The organism is Hymenobacter tibetensis, assembly GCF_022827545.1.
Taxonomy (GTDB): Bacteria; Bacteroidota; Bacteroidia; order Cytophagales; family Hymenobacteraceae; genus Hymenobacter; species Hymenobacter tibetensis.
The window spans coordinates 318,319-340,316 of sequence record NZ_CP094669.1; the positions used below are offsets into that span (position 1 = coordinate 318,319).

The 21,998-nt window shown below is 52.0% G+C and carries 18 protein-coding genes; 10 read left to right on the forward strand and 8 right to left on the reverse strand.

Annotated elements, in window-relative coordinates; genetic code table 11:
- The first annotated feature begins 86 nt into the window (after positions 1–86).
- The gene (locus MTX78_RS01260) at positions 87–1,139 is read left to right on the forward strand and encodes a hypothetical protein (RefSeq protein WP_243799187.1); all 1,053 of its coding nucleotides are present in this window, start codon (positions 87–89) and stop codon (positions 1,137–1,139) included.
- Here MTX78_RS01260 and MTX78_RS01265 read toward each other — a convergent pair.
- Complete coding sequence (locus MTX78_RS01265; RefSeq protein WP_243799189.1) at positions 1,132–1,653, reverse strand: RlpA-like double-psi beta-barrel domain-containing protein; 522 nt, start codon at positions 1,651–1,653, stop codon at positions 1,132–1,134. The two genes, MTX78_RS01260 and MTX78_RS01265, sit on opposite strands and share 8 nt — an antisense overlap.
- Positions 1,654–2,109: 456 nt before the next feature.
- Between MTX78_RS01265 and MTX78_RS01270 the strand changes: the two genes are divergently transcribed.
- The 3 genes from MTX78_RS01270 to odhB all read left to right on the forward strand — a co-directional run bounded on the left by MTX78_RS01270 (position 2,110) and on the right by odhB (position 8,480).
- Positions 2,110–3,306, forward strand: a complete 1,197-nt coding sequence (locus tag MTX78_RS01270; RefSeq protein ID WP_243799191.1) for an SMP-30/gluconolactonase/LRE family protein — start codon at positions 2,110–2,112, stop codon at positions 3,304–3,306.
- 321 nt (positions 3,307–3,627) lie between these two features.
- A complete protein-coding gene (locus MTX78_RS01275; protein ID WP_243799192.1) occupies positions 3,628–6,471 on the forward strand; it encodes a 2-oxoglutarate dehydrogenase E1 component in 2,844 nt (947 codons plus the stop codon).
- A 302-nt stretch (positions 6,472–6,773) separates the two neighbouring features.
- Positions 6,774–8,480, forward strand: a complete 1,707-nt coding sequence (gene odhB, locus MTX78_RS01280; RefSeq protein ID WP_243799194.1) for a 2-oxoglutarate dehydrogenase complex dihydrolipoyllysine-residue succinyltransferase — start codon at positions 6,774–6,776, stop codon at positions 8,478–8,480.
- A 110-nt stretch (positions 8,481–8,590) separates the two neighbouring features.
- Here the strand turns inward: odhB and MTX78_RS01285 are convergent, their stop codons facing one another.
- The 3 genes from MTX78_RS01285 to yedA form a co-directional block, all read right to left on the reverse strand.
- Positions 8,591–8,980, reverse strand: coding sequence for a group III truncated hemoglobin (locus tag MTX78_RS01285; protein WP_243799196.1), 390 nt, complete (start codon positions 8,978–8,980; stop codon positions 8,591–8,593).
- A gap of 164 nt (positions 8,981–9,144) precedes the next feature.
- Positions 9,145–11,868: an MGH1-like glycoside hydrolase domain-containing protein gene (locus MTX78_RS01290; protein WP_243799197.1), complete on the reverse strand. Its 2,724-nt coding sequence runs from the start codon at positions 11,866–11,868 to the stop codon at positions 9,145–9,147.
- 172 nt (positions 11,869–12,040) lie between these two features.
- Positions 12,041–12,979, reverse strand: a complete 939-nt coding sequence (gene yedA / locus MTX78_RS01295; protein WP_243799199.1) for a drug/metabolite exporter YedA — start codon at positions 12,977–12,979, stop codon at positions 12,041–12,043.
- Between the two features lie 526 nt (positions 12,980–13,505).
- Between yedA and MTX78_RS01300 the strand changes: the two genes are divergently transcribed.
- From MTX78_RS01300 to lpdA, 6 genes are all read left to right on the forward strand, one after another.
- Positions 13,506–14,204, forward strand: coding sequence for a Crp/Fnr family transcriptional regulator (locus MTX78_RS01300; RefSeq protein ID WP_243799201.1), 699 nt, complete (start codon positions 13,506–13,508; stop codon positions 14,202–14,204).
- A gap of 398 nt (positions 14,205–14,602) precedes the next feature.
- Entirely contained in the window at positions 14,603–14,983 is a 381-nt protein-coding gene (locus MTX78_RS01305) for a hypothetical protein (protein WP_243799202.1), read from the forward strand.
- A gap of 195 nt (positions 14,984–15,178) precedes the next feature.
- On the forward strand, positions 15,179–15,622 hold the full coding sequence (locus MTX78_RS01310) for a hypothetical protein (RefSeq protein WP_243799204.1): 444 nt from the start codon (positions 15,179–15,181) through the stop codon (positions 15,620–15,622).
- A 78-nt stretch (positions 15,623–15,700) separates the two neighbouring features.
- Positions 15,701–16,411: a carboxypeptidase-like regulatory domain-containing protein gene (locus MTX78_RS01315; RefSeq protein ID WP_243799205.1), complete on the forward strand. Its 711-nt coding sequence runs from the start codon at positions 15,701–15,703 to the stop codon at positions 16,409–16,411.
- Positions 16,412–16,449: 38 nt separating this feature from the next.
- Entirely contained in the window at positions 16,450–16,881 is a 432-nt protein-coding gene (locus MTX78_RS01320; RefSeq protein WP_243799207.1) for a hypothetical protein, read from the forward strand.
- A 260-nt stretch (positions 16,882–17,141) separates the two neighbouring features.
- Complete coding sequence (gene lpdA / locus MTX78_RS01325) at positions 17,142–18,548, forward strand: dihydrolipoyl dehydrogenase (protein ID WP_243799209.1); 1,407 nt, start codon at positions 17,142–17,144, stop codon at positions 18,546–18,548.
- A gap of 63 nt (positions 18,549–18,611) precedes the next feature.
- Here the strand turns inward: lpdA and MTX78_RS01330 are convergent, their stop codons facing one another.
- The 4 genes from MTX78_RS01330 to MTX78_RS01345 all read right to left on the reverse strand — a co-directional run bounded on the left by MTX78_RS01330 (position 18,612) and on the right by MTX78_RS01345 (position 21,902).
- A complete protein-coding gene (locus MTX78_RS01330) occupies positions 18,612–19,898 on the reverse strand; it encodes an AAA family ATPase (protein ID WP_243799211.1) in 1,287 nt (428 codons plus the stop codon).
- Positions 19,899–19,903: 5 nt separating this feature from the next.
- Entirely contained in the window at positions 19,904–20,785 is an 882-nt protein-coding gene (locus tag MTX78_RS01335) for an AAA family ATPase (protein ID WP_243799213.1), read from the reverse strand.
- 105 nt (positions 20,786–20,890) lie between these two features.
- Positions 20,891–21,070, reverse strand: coding sequence for a hypothetical protein (locus tag MTX78_RS01340; protein ID WP_243799215.1), 180 nt, complete (start codon positions 21,068–21,070; stop codon positions 20,891–20,893).
- 58 nt (positions 21,071–21,128) lie between these two features.
- Positions 21,129–21,902 (reverse strand): suppressor of fused domain protein, encoded by a 774-nt coding sequence (locus MTX78_RS01345; protein ID WP_243799217.1) that lies wholly within the window; start codon positions 21,900–21,902, stop codon positions 21,129–21,131.
- Between the last annotated feature and the right edge of the window lie 96 nt (positions 21,903–21,998).

The following is a 21,998-nucleotide window of genomic DNA, read 5'->3' on the forward strand; positions in this document are numbered from 1 at the left end:
TTGTCACTGGCGGATCAACACGTAGGCTTCCATCTGCGGGTTCTGTGTGGTTACCTTTGCGGGCCTTTATTCAAGGTTGCTTGCTTATGTCTGCTTCTGCTGCCACTCCGGCTCCCAACGATTTCACTTTCTACGACCCATTCGACGGTATGCGTTTTGGGCCGCAGCAATGCTTTTTGTGTGGTACGCCCACTATGCCGCGTGCAGATTCGGTGCCCGTCTTCGCCGAGTGGCTGATGACGCGCTACAACTTGCACGAGCGTCAGATCAAGCTGCTGGATTTAAGCATCGTGCAGTTCAACGACTTACGCATTCCTTGTTGCCCCCAGTGCCGGACTAAGCACGTCGAGCCGTTAGAGCAGGAAGTGGAAGAAGCTGCGCAACAAGGAGTGGAAAGCTTGCGGGCTCTCGGCGACAAAACCTTGTTTTTGTGGCTAGGCAAGATGATGTATGGCGTACTGGTAACCGAGATTCTTAATGAGCTAGAACCACTGGCCGTACCGCAGTATCCGTTGGCTGAAAATGCGCAGATGCTACGCCGGTTTCAAGCCTTTTTCCAGGCGTTCCAAGCGTTGCGAGTGCCTGTTGAGTTCGATGATTTCTCGCCCGCATCGGTGTTTGTGCTAGAAGTAAGTCAGACGCAAGACGACATGCCGTTCGAGTACGACGACGACTTAAGTACGCTGACCTTCAGCATCAAGCTAGATAATGCGGTGCTTACTGCCTGCCTAGTGGACAATGGTATCATCCGGCAGGCCATGCGCCGCGTGTATCAGGATGCTCTCCGGCCCTTGCACCCAGTGCAAGTAGCAGAGTTTAAGGCGCGCGTGTATTACGCCTCCTACATCCTCAATGTAGTACCCGACTATTATCCGCGTGCACTAGCCCCAGGAGCTACGCATATAGTCATGGATACGCTGATCGACGATATAACCGGCGACATCTTCAACCCATGGGACAATGCTGCCTACGGGCAATCTTTACTGGAAATGTGGAAGCGGTGGCATATCCCGCTGGAAGAAATTATGCGCGAACCTGATCAGCCGCTTTCTTTCTTATATGATGCAGATGGTGCGCCTCGGCTACTGGCGCGTTACCCTGAAGAGGGTGGAACGGAGCAAAATTTAGCGGCTAGCTAGCCTGCCAAACGGGTTTTGGAGCAAGTTTGCTAAGCTTTATTTCACTCCAGCGGCCTTCGAGGCCATTCTTACATTCTCGCTCGTTTACCAGCACGTCCACGCAGTGGCGGTGGCGGCGGTTCATCGTGTCATGAATGATGTACACGCCATCCAATGCTTCAGACATGCCTTGGACGCGGACTTTTTCGCCGTAGCGGAAAGGACCGCCCGAACCTTCGAGCAGGTCGCGGGATACAGCCAGCCAACGGGTGCGGCTGGAGTGGCGGGTAGGGATGATGGAACCATCAGCAGTTTCCATCGGATTACTGTCGGTCTGGCCGGGTTCAGGCCAGTAGGTAGTAGCCGTAACGGTGTACGACAGGGTGCGGGGAGGCCGTTGAACAGGCTGGATTGGTACCGCTACGTGTACCGAACGAGGGCTAAGGCTGGCTACAGTGGAAGGCAACGCTAGCGCGGGAGTGGAAATAGTACGAGGAGGAAAAAGAAAGGTCAGCAGGAATAAAGCAATAGACATGACGGTTGGGTTCGTGTACTCTCACTTCGTCTGGAGAGGATAGACAGCCGGCCCGACTCGGCTTCAAGGGAGGAGCATAACTTTTTCTTTTCAGAAAAGGTTGCCCCTGATTTTATGTCAACAGCCGAAAGGCTGAATTAAGCGTTTCAAGCAAGAATTAAACTGTAAAATCGGATAATAGTTATAAAATTTTGTACTTATATGTTTTTGAGCGCTAAGAGGGGCCAAAGATACAGCAATTATTAGAACTCGTTTTCGAGTGGTTATTCCACCGTGGAGGCGGCTATGTGCAAGCAACTCGTCTTTGTGCACCAGCTTAGGATCCCCTGACCCTCTGGTGAAAGCGGCCTGCTGGCCCAACTTCGCGCATTACTAGTCGTATCTACCAGCAACCTCAACCACGCTTCTTACGCGCTGATATCCTGTGTCGTAGGGAGTTTGCACAACCAAAATCGTATGTTATCTTTTTTCAACCCTCGCACTGTCGGCGCCTTGTTGCTGCCAGTTGGTCTGGGCGCAGCCTTGGTGTCTGGTGGCTGTTCGTCCCCGTCCTCCCCAACCACCCAATCCGGTGGTACTGCCTCCACCGACTCAGTAAGTACGGCTGGGCCACAAGCACCCGCTAACTCACCGCTCCAAGTGGTGGCCGGGTTCCGGGAGCCACAGATGGTGGGCGTAGCCGTACTGCCCGACGGCCGGGTGTTTGCCGATTTTCCGCGTTGGGACAACAACCCCGTAAATCCGGTGGCTGAAGTGAGCACCGACGGTTCCGTTAAGCCGTATCCGGATGCCACTTGGTGTACCTGGAACGAAACCGTGCGCAACGAACCCCAAAAGCACTGGATCTGCCCACAGAGCGTATACGCCGACAAAACCGGTATGCTCTGGGTGCTTGACCCAGCTTCGCCCGGTTTGAAAGGAACCGTAGTTGGTGGCCCAAAACTGGTTAAGATTGACCCCAGTACCAATAAGGTGGTGCAGAATATAAGCGTGCCCGAAAGTGTAGCGCCTCGCAAGTCCTACCTCAACGACGTGCGGATCGATACGCAAAACAACTATGCCTACATCACAGAGTCTGGAGTTGGCAGCTTGGTGGTAATTGATTTGAAGTCCGGCAAGTCCCGCAAGCTGCTCAACCAGCACCCCTCCATGCTCGGCGATACTACGCTCAACATCAAAGCTGACGGCAAGGAACTGGTTGACCCAACTGGCAAGAAGGCCCGCTTCAATGCCGATGGTATTGCGCTAAGCCAAGACATGCAGTACCTGTATTGGAAGCCGCTAACCAGTTACGCCCTGTATCGCATTAAAACCGAAGCGCTCCGCAACCCGGCCTTAACGGACGCGCAGCTAAGCCAGCAAATCGAGGATTTAGGCAAGGTACCAGCTTGCGATGGGATGGAAATAGATGCCAAGAACAATCTGTACATGACGGCTTTCGAAAACCACTCGATTGTACGCCGCACCCTAGCCGGCAAAATAGAGCCGGTTGTGCAAGACCCACGCTTGGAGTGGCCTGATACCTTTGCCTTTGGACCCGACGACATGCTATATGTTACAACATCGGCCATTCATAAAACGCCTACTTGGAACAAAGGCCTTGGTAAACAGGATCAGCCTTACTACATCTTTAAGATGAAGCTGCCACAATAGTATAAAAGCTGTTTTCGGAAGTCAATAGAAAGTAGCGCAGAACAAATTTCCTGCGGTTTCCGCGCCACTTTCTACCGGCTTATCATGCATGAATTGCGCCAGGCAATAACTCTGATTCACTGGTAACAGAAAGCTCTTTCCTTCGTTGAGAAAGGGCTTTCTGCTTTATTTTGAATAGATTGGTTTTCTGTTTTGGATGTTTAACAAAGCAGATTTGAATGTAAAATAATGATAGTGAAGCGTATTCGTGTACTCGAATACAGGTTTCTGGCTTACAGTCAGGCTCATTACCTTTACACCCGACCTACAAGCTCCCACCGCATGGATGCATATTCTTATATCGCCAACGCCCATGGCGACTACATCGACCAACTCTACCAGTCTTACAAGAACGACCCGGAATCGGTTGACTTCGGCTGGCGCAAGTTTTTCGAGGGCTTTGATTTCTCACAGCAATACGCTGATGGGGTGCCGCAAACTACCGGCGAAGGGGTATTGGCTAGCACGGCCTCTACCAACGATGCCGGTCAGGTTCGTGCTGTAGACACGGTATCGGCTGACAAGGAAACGCAAGTGCGCAACCTGATTCATGCCTACCGCAGCCGTGGCCACCTCCGCGCCAACACCAACCCGGTGCGCGCCCGCAAAGACCGCAAAGCCCGCCTCGACCTCGCCGACTTCGGCTTGGGGGAAGCCGACCTCGATACCGTTTTCAAGAACGGTGAGGTAATCGGCCTTGGCCCTGACGCTAAGCTGCGCGACATCGTATCGGCCTTAGATAAGGTATACACCCGGACCATCGGGTTCGAGTACATGTATATCCGCGACCCACAGATTCTCGACTGGTTCCGTGGGAAAGTGGAAAAAGATTCGCTGAGCTTCAACCCCAGCATCGAGTACAAGAAGCGTATCCTCAGCAAGCTGAACGAAGCAGTGGTATTCGAGAACTTTTTGCACACTAAGTTCTTGGGGCAGAAGCGTTTTTCGCTGGAAGGCGGCGAAACCACTATCCCGGCTCTCGATGCTATTATTCAGCGCGGCGCTGAGCTAGGCGTGGAAGAAGTAGTGATTGGGATGGCCCACCGCGGCCGTCTGAACGTGTTGGCCAACATCATGGGCAAGACGTACGAGCAAATCTTCTCGGAGTTTGAGGGCACTGCCGTACCCGACCTGACCATGGGCGACGGCGACGTGAAATACCACATGGGCTATAGCAGCCAAGTGGACGCCGCCGGCCGGACAATCAACCTGAAACTGGCACCCAACCCCTCGCACCTAGAGGCCGTGAATCCCGTAGTGGAAGGCTTCGTGCGTGCCAAGCTCGACCACGGCTACGCCAACGACTACGACAAGATGCTGCCCATCTTGATTCATGGCGACGCCGCGTTGGCGGGCCAGGGCATCGGGTTTGAGGTAACGCAGATGTCGCAGCTGCAAGGCTACAAAACGGGCGGTACCATTCACTTCGTTATCAATAACCAGGTAGGTTTCACCACCGATTTCGAGGACGCCCGCTCTTCTATCTATAGCACCGACCTTGCAAAAATTATTGACGCCCCCGTAATTCACGTCAACGGCGATGATCCGGAAGCAGTGGTATTTGCGGTACGCCTAGCCACGGAATACCGGCAGGAGTTCCATGCCGATATCTTCATTGATATGGTGTGCTATCGCCGCCACGGCCACAACGAGTCGGACGAGCCCAAGTTCACCCAGCCCACGCTCTACAACATCATTAGCAAGCACCAGAACCCACGGGAGGTATATAATACCACGTTGGTGGAGCGCGGCGATGTAGATGCCGAGCTGGCCGCTCAGATGGACAAAGAGTTCCGTGAAACGCTCCAGGCTCGTTTGGACTTGGTGAAGCAAAAGCCGCTGCCCTACAACTACCAAGCGCTTGAGAACGAGTGGCGCAGCCTGCGCCGCAGCAAGCCCGAGGATTTCGAGCAGTCCCCGCAAACAGGTGTTAGTGAGGAAGTGGTAGCCAAAGTAGGCAAGGCTCTAACCACGCTGCCCGAAGGATTTCGCCCGCTCAAGCAGATCGAGAAGCTGATTGAAGAACGTCGTAAGATGTTCTTTGAAACGCGCGTATTGAACTGGGCCGCCGGCGAACTGCTGGCATACGGGTCGTTGCTGACCGAAAAGCACATTGTACGCGTAAGCGGCCAGGATGTGCAGCGGGGCACGTTCTCGCACCGCCACGCCGTACTGCACGACGCTGAGACTTCCGCTCCGTACTCTTCTCTCGACCATATCGAGGAAGGCCAAGAGAAGCTGAACATCTACAACTCTCTGTTGAGTGAGTATGGCGTGTTAGGCTTTGAGTTCGGCTATGCCATGGCCAACCCTACGGCACTGGTGGTGTGGGAAGCACAGTTCGGCGACTTCGCTAACGGTGCTCAAACCATGATCGACCAATTTGTGGTGTCGTCGGAGAGCAAGTGGCAGCGTATGAACGGAGTAGTGATGCTGCTGCCCCACGGCTACGAGGGCCAAGGCCCGGAACACTCCAACGCCCGCCCCGAGCGTTTCCTGCAGCTCGCTGCTGAAAACAATATCGTAGTGGCCAACATGACCACGCCGGCCAACTTCTTCCACGCGCTGCGTCGCCAGCTGACGTGGGAGTTCCGCAAGCCGTTGGTGGTAATGTCGCCGAAGTCGATGCTGCGCCATCCGCTGTGCGTATCGCCAGTAGAGGAGTTCACGAGCGGTAGCTTCCGCGAAGTGCTCGGCGACACGTTTGCCGAAGCCAAAAAGGTGAAGCGCGTACTGCTGTGTTCAGGCAAAGTCTACTTCGACCTGCTGGAAGAACAGCATGCCTCGGGCCGAACGGATGTAGCTATTGTGCGCCTAGAGCAGCTGCATCCGTTCCCTAAAAAGCAACTGGATGTTGAGCTGGCGAAGTATCCGAAAGCCAAGGTGTACTGGGTTCAAGAAGAGCCCGAAAATATGGGCTATTGGAATTTCATGCTTCGCTTCATGCGTCGCGAATTAGAGGATGTTATTGCCCGCAAAGCTTCTGCTTCGCCCGCTACCGGCTACAACAAGGTCCATGTGAAAGAACAGAAGGAACTCGTGGCCCGTGCTTTCGACAAGCCAAGAGAGGCTGTAGCCGATACCATCATCAAAGAAACCGCAGCAACTGCCCAACGAGCAGACTAGGTAGCACCACCTCGAAAGAGCTACGGGTAAGCTGCTCCAACCACTCACGGATAGGCTGGTAACCGCCGGCGTATCATGGATGATAACCTAAACAGCAAACGCAAGCCACTGTCCGCCGCCATGTAAAACCTGCATGCCCAACACATGAGTTCGGCATGCAGGTTTCGAGCACACCGACGGAGGGCAATGGCTTGGATTTGCTTGGTTATGAAGGCAAGTATCGGTGCGATTCGTGTCCTTTGTTGCAGTTGCTTTCCGCAATACCTTCTCACCCACCCTGAAACCATTCAATTTTCCCACTTATGGGTCTGGAAATTAAAATCCCCGCCGTTGGCGAATCCATCACCGAAGTAACCATTGCCAAATGGCTGAAGCAGGACGGTGAAACGGTGAAGCGCGATGAAGTAATTGCTGAGCTGGAATCAGACAAGGCAACGTTTGAGCTACCGGCCGAAACCGACGGTGTGCTGAAAATACGCGTGGCGGAAGGTGAAACCATTGGTATCGGTACCGTAATCGCCGATATCGGCGGCGACGGCGCATCGTCATCTAACGGCGCGGCAGCTCCTGCCGCCGCCCCTGCGGCGCAAGCTGCTCCTGCCGCCCCCGTGGCCCCGGCTGCTGACCCCCTAACCAAAGGCGAAGACAACCCGCAGGCCAGCGACCAAAGCGGCTACGGCGGCTCAACCTCAGGCTCGGCCGACAAGCCTACGCCGCCTGTGGCCGCTCCAGCAGCCAGCGCGCCTAGCAGTGGTGGTGCAACTGTAGAGATGAAAATTCCGGCAGTGGGCGAGTCCATAACGGAAGTGACCGTAGCCAAGTGGTTGAAAGAAGACGGCGCCCAAGTGCAGCGCGACGAAATTATTGCCGAGCTGGAGTCAGACAAAGCAACGTTTGAGTTACCGGCCGAAGGAAGTGGTACGCTACGTCACGCGGCGAAAGAAGGCGAAACCATTGGCATCGGTGCTACTATTGCGCGTATTGAAGGCGGCAGTGGAGCAACTGCCGCTGCGCCTGCTCCTGCGGCCGCAACTCCTGCTTCAGCTCAGAACGCTCCAGCCGCTGCTCCTGCCGCCTCGGCTTCTACCAGCTATGCTACAGGCACACCTTCACCGGCCGCCGGCAAAATCCTTGGTGAGAAAGGGGTTAATGCTGCAGACGTACAAGGCACCGGCCGCGACGGTCGTATTACCAAGGAAGACGCGCAAAATGCGCAAGCAAAGCCCGCTGCCCCGGCCGTAGCGCCTGTTGCATCGAGCCCTGCCCCAGCTGTCAAGCCAGCGGAAGCCGCTCAGCCTGCTTCTGGCAACCGCAACCAGCGCCGTGAGCGGATGAGCAACCTCCGCAAGACAGTAGCGCGGCGCCTGGTGTCAGTGAAGAACGAAACGGCTATGCTCACCACGTTCAACGAGGTGAACATGCAGCCTATCATGGACTTGCGCACCAAATTTAAAGACAAGTTCAAGGAGAAAAACGGGGTTGGCCTCGGCTTTATGTCGTTCTTCACCAAAGCTGTGTGCGTGGCTCTGAAAGAGTGGCCTTCGGTGAATGCCCAGATCGATGGCACCGACATCGTGTTCAACGACTTCTGTGATATCAGCATTGCCGTATCAGCCCCTAAAGGACTGGTGGTGCCAGTTATTCGCAATGCCGAAGAGCTGTCGTTTGAAGGCATAGAAAAAGAAGTGGTGCGCCTCGCTATGCTGGCCCGCGACAACAAGCTGACCATCGAGCAAATGACGGGCGGTACGTTCACTATCACCAACGGTGGCGTGTTCGGCTCGATGATGAGCACCCCGATTATCAACGCGCCGCAGTCGGCTATTCTGGGCATGCACAACATTGTGCAGCGTCCTGTGGCAGAGAATGGCCAAGTGGTAATTCGCCCCATGATGTATCTGGCCCTGAGCTACGATCACCGCATCATCGACGGCCGCGAGTCGGTGTCGTTCTTGGTGCGTGTGAAGGAGTTGCTCGAAGATCCAACCCGCCTACTGCTCGGCGTGTAAATTCCCTTCAAAACCCAGATGAAAACGAAAAGCCTCCTTGCGTACTGCAAGGAGGCTTTTCGTTGGGTGGAACTTTAAAAGGAAGGAATTGGGCGGGCGTGATGCGTAGGTTAGTCTACTGGCAGCTCCCGCGAGCGAAGAATACCCAAACGCGTAGCCATTTGACGCGCTACGTTTTTTGCTTCTTCTGCTTTGGAGCCAACAAAGTGTTCTTCAACAGTTGTTGAGAACAGCTGTAGCCAATGCTCGATGTGTGCACCGCTACGTGGCAGTACCACTTGTTCGGGCAATGGGTCACCGCCTGACTGGCCTTTGCCAAGCAAGGTGCTGCTCCAATAATGATACTGGGTGGTAAGGTAATGCGGCCAGTGAATACGAGCAGCGGCTCCAAAGCTGGCACCTAATAGCGTGTCGTTGGTGGCTTTGTAGCAAAGCGTATCCACCAGCGTCTTAATGTCGCCTTCGGTCTGAATGTCGTGCAAGGTAGCAGAGTTCTTCATGGGCTTAGGAGGATAAATGGGATACCAGATACGCAGCGAATTTACGCAGGTTGCGTAGGTTTCGCTAATAATTTATTATTGAAATTTTACAATCCAATTCAATATGCGTTTTTATGCATTAAAGCCAGTATAGTATTAGTATGTTAAAAAAGTATTAATACGCCTTACTGAATTCTTGTTAGTTGAAGATGGTCTAGCAACGCGTGATTGACCTCGCCATGCATGTTGCGGTTGGCCCGTTCCAAGCTGAGCGTTAGCACGTAAGAACCTTCTAGCAGGGGAGCCAACACGGCATTGCTGAATCCCCAATTCGACCATTCCTCCGCGCCGCGTTGTGGCAGCACCACTGTGCCAAGGAACTGCTCCCCGTTGCGTAGTGTCCGGATAGCGCACTTGTTGCTGGTGTTGATGGGGCCATTGCCGTTGGCATAGCGAAAATCCGCGGCGTACAGGCCAGAAACCGGAATATCGACACGCACCGAAACTGTTTGGTTGACGCTGGTGCTGGTTTCCACAACACCTCTACCTGTGTAGCCCTGGCATGCTTCGTTGGAGGGCGGACAGGCAGCATCGAATTCGAAGACGTAGCGAACCTTCTCGACGTCTATCAACAATGGCTCACTGGCGAAGCTCTCGAAGCCGTGCGTGTCCACTGCCAGCACTTGGTACTCGGTGTAAACAGTAGGAGAAGGTACCGGGAAAGAAGTGTCGATGGTGCGAGCCACAGGTTTGCCGTTGCAGAGCACCTGGTACGCTTGCGCACCTGCCACTGCAGTCCAGCGCACCCAGCCCGCCTCGTATGTCACCGACGGTGTTATCGGCGCGACGTGGTGGGCCACTTTGTGTTGGGAAGCAACGGGTACCGCTTCGTTAGCTAGTTCGATGTGTAGGGTATGCTGCCCCGTCAGGTTGCCCGGCACGGTGGCTTGTGGCAAAGGGGCACCGTCAAGCGTAATAGTTCGGATGGTGTTGCCGTAGCCGTGCAACTCGATGTCAAGAATAGCTTGCCGGTACCGAAAGCCCGTGAGGTGCCGCGTCCCTTGCAAAGCGTGCGGCACAAACGGTCGGAATGTAAGGCCGTGCGCCTGCGGGTCCAGTCCAAACAAACCTTTATACACCAGTCCCAGAGTGCCTGATAAACTCCATAGCATTACGCTGCTATTCACTTGCGTGCCAGCGAAATCCCCGTTGCTGGCTACAAAGTTTTCTTTGTTGGTTAGAAACAGAGCAGCAGGCCGAGTGACTGCGGCTATACTTTCCATGAAGGCAGTTTCGTTGGCGGTTTTGGCTGCCGCCAACCCCCAGTAGCTTTCCACAAAAGGCCACACCCCGTTGTTGTGGTACGGTAAAACACCCGGAATCTGTGGGTAGATGCACGGAACCCCGTAGTCCATAACGGGGGTGTGGGCTACCACCGACTTACTGCGTTCCTCGTCAGCTACCTCAAACAACACAGCCAGTGCTTCTCCCAGGGCTTCCGACTTAGGTGAAGTCTGTTGGAACACGCGGCCGTAACGATACTGCCCGTAGTAGCCCTTGTCGGGCAGCCACAGATGCTGATTGATACCTGCTTTGATGCGGTCGGCTCGCGCGTTAGCAAGCCGGGCCACATCCGGTTCGCCTAGCTTGTGGGCTATCAAAGCCAGCACTTTGTTGCCTTGATAATGCGCCGCGTTTGTGCCCAGGCTTTCTGATTCGTAGATGTCGGCGGGCTGCATCCACTCCGGGTACGTTTGCTCGCGCCAGTCCAGAAACGATGATTCCCCACGTACTAGGTTTGTCAGGCGGCCAACCGGGTTCCCCTCGCTGTGTTCTGTGGCCTGGCTCGGTTGCACCACTGCCGTTGCACTGCTGGCAGCGTATGCTACCAATTCGTCGTCCTCAATGGTGTTCTTAATAATCGGGTACACTTGCTTCAGCCACTCTTCGTCGCCAGTCGTCACGTAGATTTCCCAGGCTGCCGTAGCCCATATAATCCGGTCGGTGGAGCAAGGGTAGGCGCCGCCGGTACCGGTGTCCTGAACGATGCGACTGTCGGAGGTAACTTTGCGCAACAAGCTGGTTTTGGCTACTTCCGGCTGCAACATGGCTTGGGACAGAAGAATGCTGTAGCTGATGTCGCGCGTCCAGACGCCGGCCCACTCTTGGCCCGTACGGAAGGTGCCATCTGATTCCACTGCGCGCTTAGCTTCCTCCAGCGCCAGGTTATAGAGGGCATCAAGCAGCGGATAGTCGGAGGTGTACTGCGGAAACTCCGAGGTATTAAGCTGTTGCTGCCACCGGTTAAGCGTCGCTGGTGCGTTAGATGAAGCATGAAGCCTCAGCGTAACTTCGTAGATACCATCGCCGTGCGTGTCGTGTAGCTCTACCTCTGACTGGCCGAACAACTCATTGAAATTCCAGCTGAGCGGCGCCGTATCACCAGTCACGAACACGTGCTTGAAGTCGTCTTTATAAAGCTGTTGCCCGTTGTAGAGAGTATAGAAGCCTTGACGCTTGAAGTCGGCGAGCACCGGCCGCATATCCAACCGAATTTTTAGCAGCGTGTTAGGCGCAAGGGAAGTAGTAGCAGGCGTTTCTGTTGGATCAGCATACACCTGCCCGAACACGATAAGAGGCGTTTCTAGAATAGGGGTCTGCTCGTGCGCTACAGCTACGAATAAGTGGTTTTGGCCTGGCGGCAACTCATTGTCGTGGCCGTTCAGGCTGAACTTGAAGCTCACCCGCGGGCTTTGAAACGCAGCAGTTGGGCTCTGGTAGTTCGAGGTTAGGGTGGTGCGCGACACAGCGCGGGCGGTGTACTCGCCTTGCACTACCGCATTATGGTAGAGCGTGTAAGCCGCCGATTGCCACACCGGTGTTGGGGCCGCAGCCAGTTCAGTAGCCATAGGCGGGAGAGAAAAATCAGATATGTGATACGAGCCTAGCCGCCGAAGCCAGCGCAGAACTACAGGAAGTAAAAACTAAAAAGACAGCCTGCCCAGAGAGTAACTGCGTGCCTTGCAGCAGCCTAGGGCAAACGCAACAGGTGGGGCTTGCACTGCAGCGCACAGGCTGTCTTTACTGTTTGGGGGCTGGTTTCTTGCTCCCACCCAGCACGACCAACGCTACTGCTACCACAATCAGGGCGGCTCCACCTAACATCTGCGGATTTAGGGCCTCACCGGCAAAGGCCCAGCCCAACAGTACTGCCACTACCGGATTCACGAAAGCGTACGTACCTGCCAGCGCTGGCTCCACCACCCGTAGCAGCCAGATATACGCCGTAAAGGCAACAATCGACCCGAAGGTTACCAGATAAGTGTAAGCCCACCACGACTTGGCGGTTACCTGTGCTACATCAAACTCTGTTGCTTCGCCTCGCACCAGACCAACTACCAGCATCACTAGCCCCCCACAAATCATCTGCATGCCGCCCGAAACAAAAGGGGAGGGGCTGGGCTGATGGCCCTTTGAATACAAGGACCCCACCGCCCACAGAAGGCCTGCCGTCAGAACCAGCACCATGCCCAGGCCCTCATGGCCAGGCAATGCCACATGGCTGGCGCCGGGAGTGCGAGCCAACAGATACACCCCCAATAGCCCGCAAGCCAGCCCTATGGCTACCCACAGCGTAGGCCGGGCTGCTACGCCACTCCACCAGCCCAGTATTGCCAGAAACATAGGTACCGTGGCTACTAGCAGGGCCGCCAGCCCGGAAGGAATATACTGCTCCCCCAACGTGACGCCCCCGTTGCCAAAGGTTAACAGGCAAATACCAATGAGCAGCGCAGTTGCCCAGCCGCGCCCAGCCGGTGCTGGTTCGCCACGCAGCCGCATAAAGCCATAAAGCACGACCCCCGCCAGCATGTAGCGTGAGCCCGCCATAAGCAGCGGCGGCATAGAGTCAATAGCGAAGCGGATACCGAGGTATGTGGAACCCCAGATGATATACACGGCCGCAAAGGCAAGCACTACAGCCACGCGACTCGGAGTACCAGGCAAAGAAGAAGCAGACATAAGCGCGAAAACAACCGCCTAAACCTACGTTCGTTTTCTCTTTTGGTGGTTTCAACCTCTGCTTTTCGTCTTTCAGCGAATAATTTTTTTTGTTGCGCTTCATCTAAGACCTACTCACTAGGCACAATTTGTCCCAGGTGTAGAAATAATAGAAAACACCAAACCGCTTGACAATCAATAGCAAGTAGAAGGTATAACTAGCTTCGTCTTAATTGTAGAATTCAGTTTGTCAAAATGGAAAAGTAAGTCTAGTATAAGTACGTATCTATCTGGGTTTGAGGTTTTAAAATGACATAAAAGTTTTTTTACTTGCCTCTCTAACGAGGTGGCAATTTGCATTTTTGTACGAACAGGAATAATTTGAGCAAGTACGTCGGAATTGATTATTTCGAATATGCGCCAGCGAGTGTCACCACGCTAGAGAAAAGAAAAACAACATACAGAGTCCTTGCCCTTGTCGTCAAGCAGGCAAATAAGTTTAAGTAACAAGCACTACCGTTAACCCCAGAAGTATACAGCCATGGTCATGTCAGCTCCGACTAGTTGTCAGAATTGCCCTTATCTGCGGCAATCATTGCTGGGCTCTTGCCAGATAAGTGAATTAGCACAGCTCTCGAACAGCAAGGTATCGCAGCGGTACCAGCGCGGACAAGTTATCTACCAGGAAGGTAGCCGGCCTGCCGGGCTCTATTGTATCCACGAGGGTCGGGTGAAGGTCTCGACGATGAGTGGCGAAGGAAAAGAGCAAATCCTGAAGCTGCGTAAGGAAGGTGACGTGCTAGGTTTTCAAGCGCTAACTGCCTGTGGCAACTATGCCTCTTCGGCCATTGCCCTGACCGATTGCGTGGTGTGCATGGTACCCCGCCCCGACTTCTTCAGCATCATGGAGCAAAACACCCAGTTTTCTCACGAGTTGATGCGTCTGTTGGCAGCGGCACTCGGTGATGCGGAGAAGCGGGTAGTGCACACGGCGTACAATCCAGTGCGTGAGCGTTTGGCCGAAGCTCTTGTGCAACTCTATACTTTCTTTCTGCCCGAAACAGCTGATGCGTTCAGCATTCCTATCTCACGCGAGGACTTGGCAGCTCTTATGAGTACAGCCAAAGAAACCGCCAGCCGCCTGCTTTCCGAATTTCGCGACGAAGGACTCATTGCCACGAAAGGCAGTAGCATCACGGTTCTGAACCTCGAGAAGCTGAAGAAAATAAGCACGGTATACGCTTAGCCAATTTCCATTTACCTGCTCCTAAAAGAAGCTTTCAACTGTAATCACAAGTTGAGGGCTTCTTCTTTTTTTATAATTCAATATATTGCTTTTATAAATTGTATTTTTAAGCAATATATTTGCTTAATTAACTTGTAAAAGGGCTTTAAAATTTGATTAAAATCATTTTAAAAAATGATCAAAGTCATTTTTTTAGAGAGGTGAATAGTGGAAATTTGCATAGTAAGTTATCCAAATGGCAGGCGTTGCGCCGATAGTTCACGCACTTATTGTCTGCTTTATTATAGTTCGGATAGCGCCCTTTGACTGGCCAACGCGTGGGTCAGCAACGAAGCTTCTGAAAACACAACAGGCTTACACACTTGGTTTTTATCTCATTCTCTTTTTTTAAACGAGTTATGGCTTATTCAGTCAACAACCCAGCTGGTAAAGTAGTACAAGACATCATCACGGATTTGCCAGGTTTGATGGCAATTGCTGTGGTGGACATCAACTCGGGTATGAGCTTGGCTTCGCATTCCAATGCGCCCCATATCAACCCCGATACCGCTGCTGCCTACAACACAGAAGTGGTGAAGCAAAAGCAGAAGGCTATGTCAGCGCTTAAGCTCACTGGCGAAACAATTCAGGATATCCTGATTTCGCTAACCAACCAGATGCACCTTATCCGGCTTAATGAAGCTGGCAACAAGTTTATCTATCTGGTAGTGAGTTCCCGCGACACCAACTTGGCTATTGCCCGCGACGTTATTCGCACCCATGCTGCTCAACTCAGCTAATAGCGCTGATCGTTGTTGTTCAAAGTATAAAGTGAAGGTGCTGAGGGGCGTTGTGGTCTGGATCTAGCCAGGCGTGGGATAGGCTACAACGCCCACAGATACCACGGTATAGGTATAGGACAGACACGCCCCGGCGCTACGTATTCTTCGCCCATAGTTGAGGCGCTGAAGGCCCGGCGTAATGAATAGGCCTCCATGCAGATTCCTTTTCTTCAACGCTTTCAGGCACTCACTGGGCCTGTAGTAAACAAAATAGTGTCGGTAGGCTCAGGTCCGGAAATGGCCGCTGCTGAGCAATTGCTTCAGCGGGTCCTGAGCGGCCTACCCGAACTGGTGGGCGCGTCGGTAGTGGACCTGGCCTCCGGGCAACCACTGGCCTCGTACACCACGGCCCGCGAATTCAACGTCAGCAAAGTAGCTGGGTTCAACGCCGAAGTGATCCGGCAGCATCAGCAGGCGATGCAAATACTGCAAGTTCCGGCCGATGAGCAGCTGGAAGATATTTTAATCACGCTCCACACCCAGCTGCACTTACTGCGGCTGCTGCCTGATGGCCAGCGTTTTTTATATGTGGTGGTCGATTGTCGCGACACGAATTTGGGCATTGCCCGCAGCGTAATGCGCACTTGTGATTTATAGCAGGTTGTAGGCTACGAGGCGGTATCACTTACTTTTCTTTCCCTCCCCCATTTCTCTCACCCTCACAATTTTACGTGTATGAAACTGACCGCTTCTCCCTTCAATCCAGAGTCCGGCGAATTGCTGCCGGTATACCGTGATGCTTATTTGAATGGTGACCTTAGCCGGGAGTCGGCTAAGGCAGTAGAACAGTACCTGGGCCGGGACGCCGACCTCGCCCACGAAACGCTCAACCGCTGGCAAGACCTGCAAGCCACCGAGCCGAGCGCAGTGGTTGCTCCTACGTGGGTCGAAAAACAAATCCAATTTATCCGCACCGAGCCAGTGCGCTTCCGCCGTCGGGCGGCCAGCATGGTAGGAGCCACCGTGCTACTCGGTACTATGGTATTTGCGGGCACCAACCTGCCTACCACCAGCTTGCCCACCGAAGGTGCGGCCCTAACGGCCACTGCCGCCCTCGAAGCAGCCGAAGCTTCTTCAGCTGCCTCTTCCATGCGCCTCATGACGGTGCGCGGCCGCATCCTCGACGAAGAAGGTGCTCCCCTGGTAGGCGCTACCGTAATGCACGCTGGTAGCAGCCAAGGCGTATCAACCAACGCCAAAGGTGAATACCTACTGCACGTACCAGCTGGTGCTAGCACGTTGCAATACGGCTACGGTGGCTACCAAGATGAAGAAATTACGCTGAAAAGCGGTGGTACCAACAACGTAACGCTACTCCCTAAAAAGCACATGCAAGCCGACCAGGAGCAGGTGCAAAAGCAGAAGCGCCGCTGGTGGAAGTTCTAGGGCTGAGGATGTCATTTGTGTAGTTGTAATCCAGTTGCGTGAAACCGAAATTCTACCGTAGTAAAGCACCGCGTCGATCTGAGCTATCAAAACCAATCATTCCTGATCCAGCCGCTGCTCGGGTGGTGGAGCAGGTGCAGGTAGAGTTGCCGGGCCTGATGGCTGTCGCCGTGGTAGATGTCGCCTCAGGCACTAGCCTGGCAGCTCATGCCACTGCCTCCATCAACCCCAATACAGCCGCGAGCTTCAACGCAGAAGTGGTAAAGTTGAAGTTGAAGGCCATGGCGGCCTTGCAGCTGGAGGGAGAGCAGCTACACGATGTCCTCATCACGTTGTCCAGTCAGTTGCACTTGCTAGTGCTTACGCCCAGTGGCCGGCGGTTTATTTATCTGGTGATAGCAGAGCAGAACACCAACCTGGCTATTGCCCGGGAGGTGCTACGGGCGCAGGTATCCCAGCTGGAAGTGTAGAACCATAACATAGCTAGCCTTAACATAAGCTCCTTTCCCGACGCTGGGAAGGAGCTTTTTGTTTGTAACTGGTTGCGGGCAACACCGGCTGCTTGCTGCAGAACAGGCGTTGGTGCTTCGGCCGCAACAACAGCCACCGTTGGCTGCTGTGTAGAAGAGAAAGGGAGCGTACTCAGCTAAAATCACCTTTGCAGGTAGCGCTCCAACGATTCATCCGTACCTTCGTGACTGTTGATTTCCACCGAACTCACCTTCTGAGTATGACCCAATACGACGTTACCGTTATCGGCTCCGGGCCCGGCGGTTATGTAGCGGCCATCCGCTGCGCCCAGCTAGGCCTCAAAACGGCCCTTATCGAGAAGTACAGCACGCTAGGCGGCACTTGCCTCAACGTAGGCTGTATTCCGAGCAAAGCCCTCCTCGACTCGACGGAGCACTATCATAACGCGCATTCCACGTTCAAGGAGCACGGCATTGAGCTGAGCGACTTGCAGGTGAACATGAACCAGATGATAGACCGTAAAAACGGCGTCGTGAAGGCGAATACCGACGGTATTCAGTTCCTGATGAAGAAAAACAAAATCGATGTCATCTACGGTGTCGGTTCGTTCGTGGACAAAAACCACATCAAGATCCAGCCTACTGCTGGTGGTGAGGAGCAGCAGATCGAAACCAAAAACGTCATTATTGCCACTGGCTCCAAGCCCACGGTGCTGCCCTTCATCAAGCAAGACAAGCAGCGCATTATCACCAGCACCGAGGCCCTGAATATCCGGGAAGTGCCCAAGCACATGATTGTGATTGGCGGCGGCGTAATCGGGCTGGAAATGGCATCGGTGTACGCCCGCCTCGGCGCGAAAGTATCGGTGGTGGAGTTCATGGACTCGCTCATCCCGACCATGGACCGCGGCCTTGGCAAAGAGCTGAAGCGTATCCTGGGCAAAATTGGCATCGAGTTCTTCCTGAGCCACAAAGTAACCGGCGCTACCCGCGAGGGCGACACTGTGACCGTAACTGCTACCAACCCGAAAGGAGAGGAAGTGAAATTTGAAGGCGACTACTGCCTGGTAGCCGTGGGCCGCGTGCCCTACACCGCCGGCCTGAACTTGGAAGCTGCCGGGGTAGAAATGGAAGAGCGCGGCCGCATCAAGGTAGATGAGCACCTGCAAACCAACGTGCCCGGCATCTACGCCATCGGCGACGTGATTCGCGGGGCCATGCTAGCGCACAAGGCAGAGGAAGAAGGCGTGTTCGTGGCCGAAACCATTGTAGGCCAGAAGCCGCACGTCAACTACCTACTCATCCCCGGCGTGGTGTACACCTGGCCGGAAGTGGCCGGCGTCGGCTACACCGAAGAGCAGTTAAAGGAGCAGGGCAAAGCCTACAAAACTGGCTCGTTCCCGTTCCGCGCTTCGGGCCGCGCCCGCGCCTCCATGGACCTCGACGGCTTCGTGAAAGTGCTAGCCGACAAGGAAACCGACGAAATCCTGGGCGTGCACATGATTGGCCCACGCATCGCCGACCTCATTGCCGAAGCCGTAACGGCCATGGAATTCCGCGCCTCCGCCGAGGACGTAGCCCGCATGAGCCACGCCCACCCCACCTACGCCGAAGCCATGAAGGAAGCCTGCCTAGCCGCCACCGAGAACCGCGCCATTCACATGTAATTCCTTTTAAATAGAAACGAAAAGAGGCTGTAGCTCAGAGCTACAGCCTCTTTTCGTTTCTATTTAAAAGGAATCATCTAAATCAATATCACCCTCATCCTCAAAAAATTCTTCTATGATAGGTTCGTTATCTTCGAAAATCTCTTCCACAACAGGAGTGTCGCCTTCTTCTGGGAGAGCTATAATCTCTTTCTTTGAGTCGATCTTCTGACTTGACAGTTCTACTGCATTTGTAGTAGTAGATTTGGCTTGACTCGGTTTAATATCGTTTGTTGGTTTAGCAGGATTGGCAGACTTTTTTAAAGTAGACTTTATATCTGTAATCCATTTCGCCTCCTGCTCTTTGTCGAATTCATCTAAATTTGATATTTCAACATATTGCTTCGCGAATAATACTTTATTCATCCCCATGTTTTTGTCGAAGAAGCCTTTGAGTAACTTTTGTTGACTTGGTTTTAAGTCTAAAGTATCTCCTGAAACTTTTGCTTGGCTGTTGTATTCGTTAGTTGCTAATATATTTTTTATGTCTTCATCTTTGTCCGCAAATGATTGCAATGTCTTGAAGTATATTTTAGGATTTAAGCAATCTTCTATTTCTGTAGGAGGCGTGCTTGCATTACTATCAATGTTTACTAATTCTGTTTCCTGTTGTTTGTTTAATAAGCGTTTAAAATATAGATTTTTTATTGATTTTACTTCTACTTTAAGAATTTCAGTATCAGTATCTATGAGGCAGTAAACCGTTCCTTTTATTGAGTAATCAGGGTCATTCATAGGAGAAATTAAGCTTTCGTATATTTTTTTTACCTCCTTGTATCCCCCGACTGGTAGTATTTTTAAATTGCTGTCAAGGATTTTGTCAGAAAAAATGTGTTCAAAGTAAATTTTTTCCGATATTCCTTCGCAGATGAGCCAATTATAAGTGGATGCACCTATTAGGGAATAGGTTATAGATTGAACAAGGTCATTGTGGCTTTTGAGGCTTATATCGTAAGGAAGGATGCCATTTATTTTCTTTCTGTCTTGGGTTATTTTTTCTCGATAATTGTATAGGTCAAAAAAGTTAACATCAACTTCATTTGCTGATGTTTTCTTCATTGAAGTTGCTGATCCTTCAGATATAATTGGCAAATAGCCGTACCAATGTGTTGTAATAATTATTTGATGTCCAAGTTTGACAAGCTCAAATAATCTGGAAAACTGCTCGTAACAAGCAGATATGTGTAGTGAAGCGTCCGGTTCGTCGACTGCAAGTATGATTTGTTTATCTCTTTCTTGGCTTCTTACTAGAAAGGAATAGGCTACATCAATAAGTGCTTTCCTTTTTTCTCCTGAACTTAAATCATACACAGCTACTAAAGGCGAATCCTTGTTTTTTTATTGAGAATTTTTATAGAAAAATATGCCTCTATTATTTTAGATATCAAGTCGGGCATTGTTAATGAATTCTTGCTTTTGCCCTTATATTGATATGATTCTAAAGTTGCTTCAATTTCCTCTACAAATTTATTCAATTCTATATTTATCCCTTTTAATACCTTGTTTGTAATAGCTTTTTCTATTTCTTTGTGTATATTTTTATCCATCAACTTTTGCATATCTTGAGTTTCTAACTTTGTGTATAGTTGGGCGTCGGTTTCTACAGGTATATATAAGTAAGCGTAATGTGATATTATGTAGTCATAAAATCCTTCAAATTGCTTTTGTAAGTCTGATTCATTGTGCTTTCCTTCTGTATTAAAAAAACCCAATTCATAATGTATTGGCCCAAAATAAATTCCTGGTTCATTAGCTCTTTTGCCAATCATTACAAGTAGGTATTCATCTTTGTTATACTTTAATGCAAGATTATTTCTATACTCATTAAACCCGTCGGATGTTCTAGAGTTTGATTTTATGTTTGATTCCCATAATTGCTTTGATATTCTTTGAGCAGTTTTAAAATGCTTACTGTCTTCTGCGTTTGTGTGTCTTAATGATTCTTTTTTAATTAGCAGTGTGATTGTTATAAAAGGACTATTTGCTCCCTTTATACCACCTTTTGCTTTTGCATCGTTATTTATTGGCCATTCCTTTATATCTTTCTTGTTAAGAACAAAATCAATAGCTTCAAGTATTGAGCTTTTGCCAGTTCCGTTCTCCCCTATTAGGCTGCAAAATTTATCCCCATTTGATAATGGAACAAAGTGAATTCCTTTATAAACTTTAAAATGTCGAAGGTGTAACGCTACTATCATTTGTTTGAATCAAAAAATGCTTTAAAAATTTTGTGCCAAAGAAAGTTGTTAGTAAATATTTATATCGATAATAAGATTTGAGCTGTGTTCTTGTTTATACAAAGATTACGTCTTCTGCACCAATTTAAACCCGTCCTTGGTCACTTGGTACTGCTGGCCTTGAATGGTGATGGTTTCGCCTTCTAGCAGCTTGCTCAGGTTCACGATGTCGCCTTCGATGGTGTGAAGGGTGAAGCCGTGCATGCGGGCTAGGGCGAGGTACTTGGATTTGATGTAGTAATGCACGCCGCAAAGGATGATGCGGACGTGCGCCGTGGTGTTCTTAAAGAATCGGTTACTTCTGTTACCACAGCCCTAAGAAGCCCTTTTTGGCGGCGACATTTGGGCGGTCGAGGTCTATCACGTCGGAGATGCGGTGTTGCTCAAACTTGTCGATGAGGGCATCCACGCCTTTGCGCATCTTCAGGTCCATTTCCTCCTTGTAGATGGCGTAGAGGCAGTAGAAGTAGACGGTTTTCTCCTCGTTGATTTTCAACTCCCGAAATTCTTCGGGCAGGCTGAGAGAAGGTAGCAGCAACATGCAGCCCAGCTTGGTGTTGGAGGCAAAAGGCTCGGCGTCTTCCCCGTTGGGGATGGTGTGGCCGGAGCCCAGCCAGGTGCGATACTCGTGGGGGAAGCGGGCTAGAGACTTCAACCACCGGATAGGCCAGTACTGATCTTCGATGTCGTCGTCTTCGTTGTCGGCATCCGGACCCAGGTCCGGAAACTCCCAGGTGCTGGGCAGCAGGATGCACAGCTCGGCGTAGCGCCACTCCTCAGCGCCTTCGGGCACCGTCATGGGTAGGTCGCTCATGCCGGAAGTCACTAATGCTCTGAACGGAAAGTCGGCGCTAGGTTCCACAAAATGCACGTCCAGATGCACTTTGTCGGAGATGATTTCATGAAATACCCCGCTCACTGGGCCAATGTGGCGCTCAATGTGGTCGGAAATGGCTTGGATGGTGTCTTCATCGCCGGAAGCCAGGGCAAACTCCGCGGGCTCTACGTTTTCGTAACGGTAAATGGGGCCACCAGCGGGGGTAGGCTCTTGTTCGGATTCAGGATCTTGCTCAGTCATCGGATAGTAGGAATGGAGTAAGTAGTTAACGGGTATGTAGGTTGCGAAATGTAGCAACAAGATGCCACGCTACACGCCTAGAGTAGGGGCCGAACA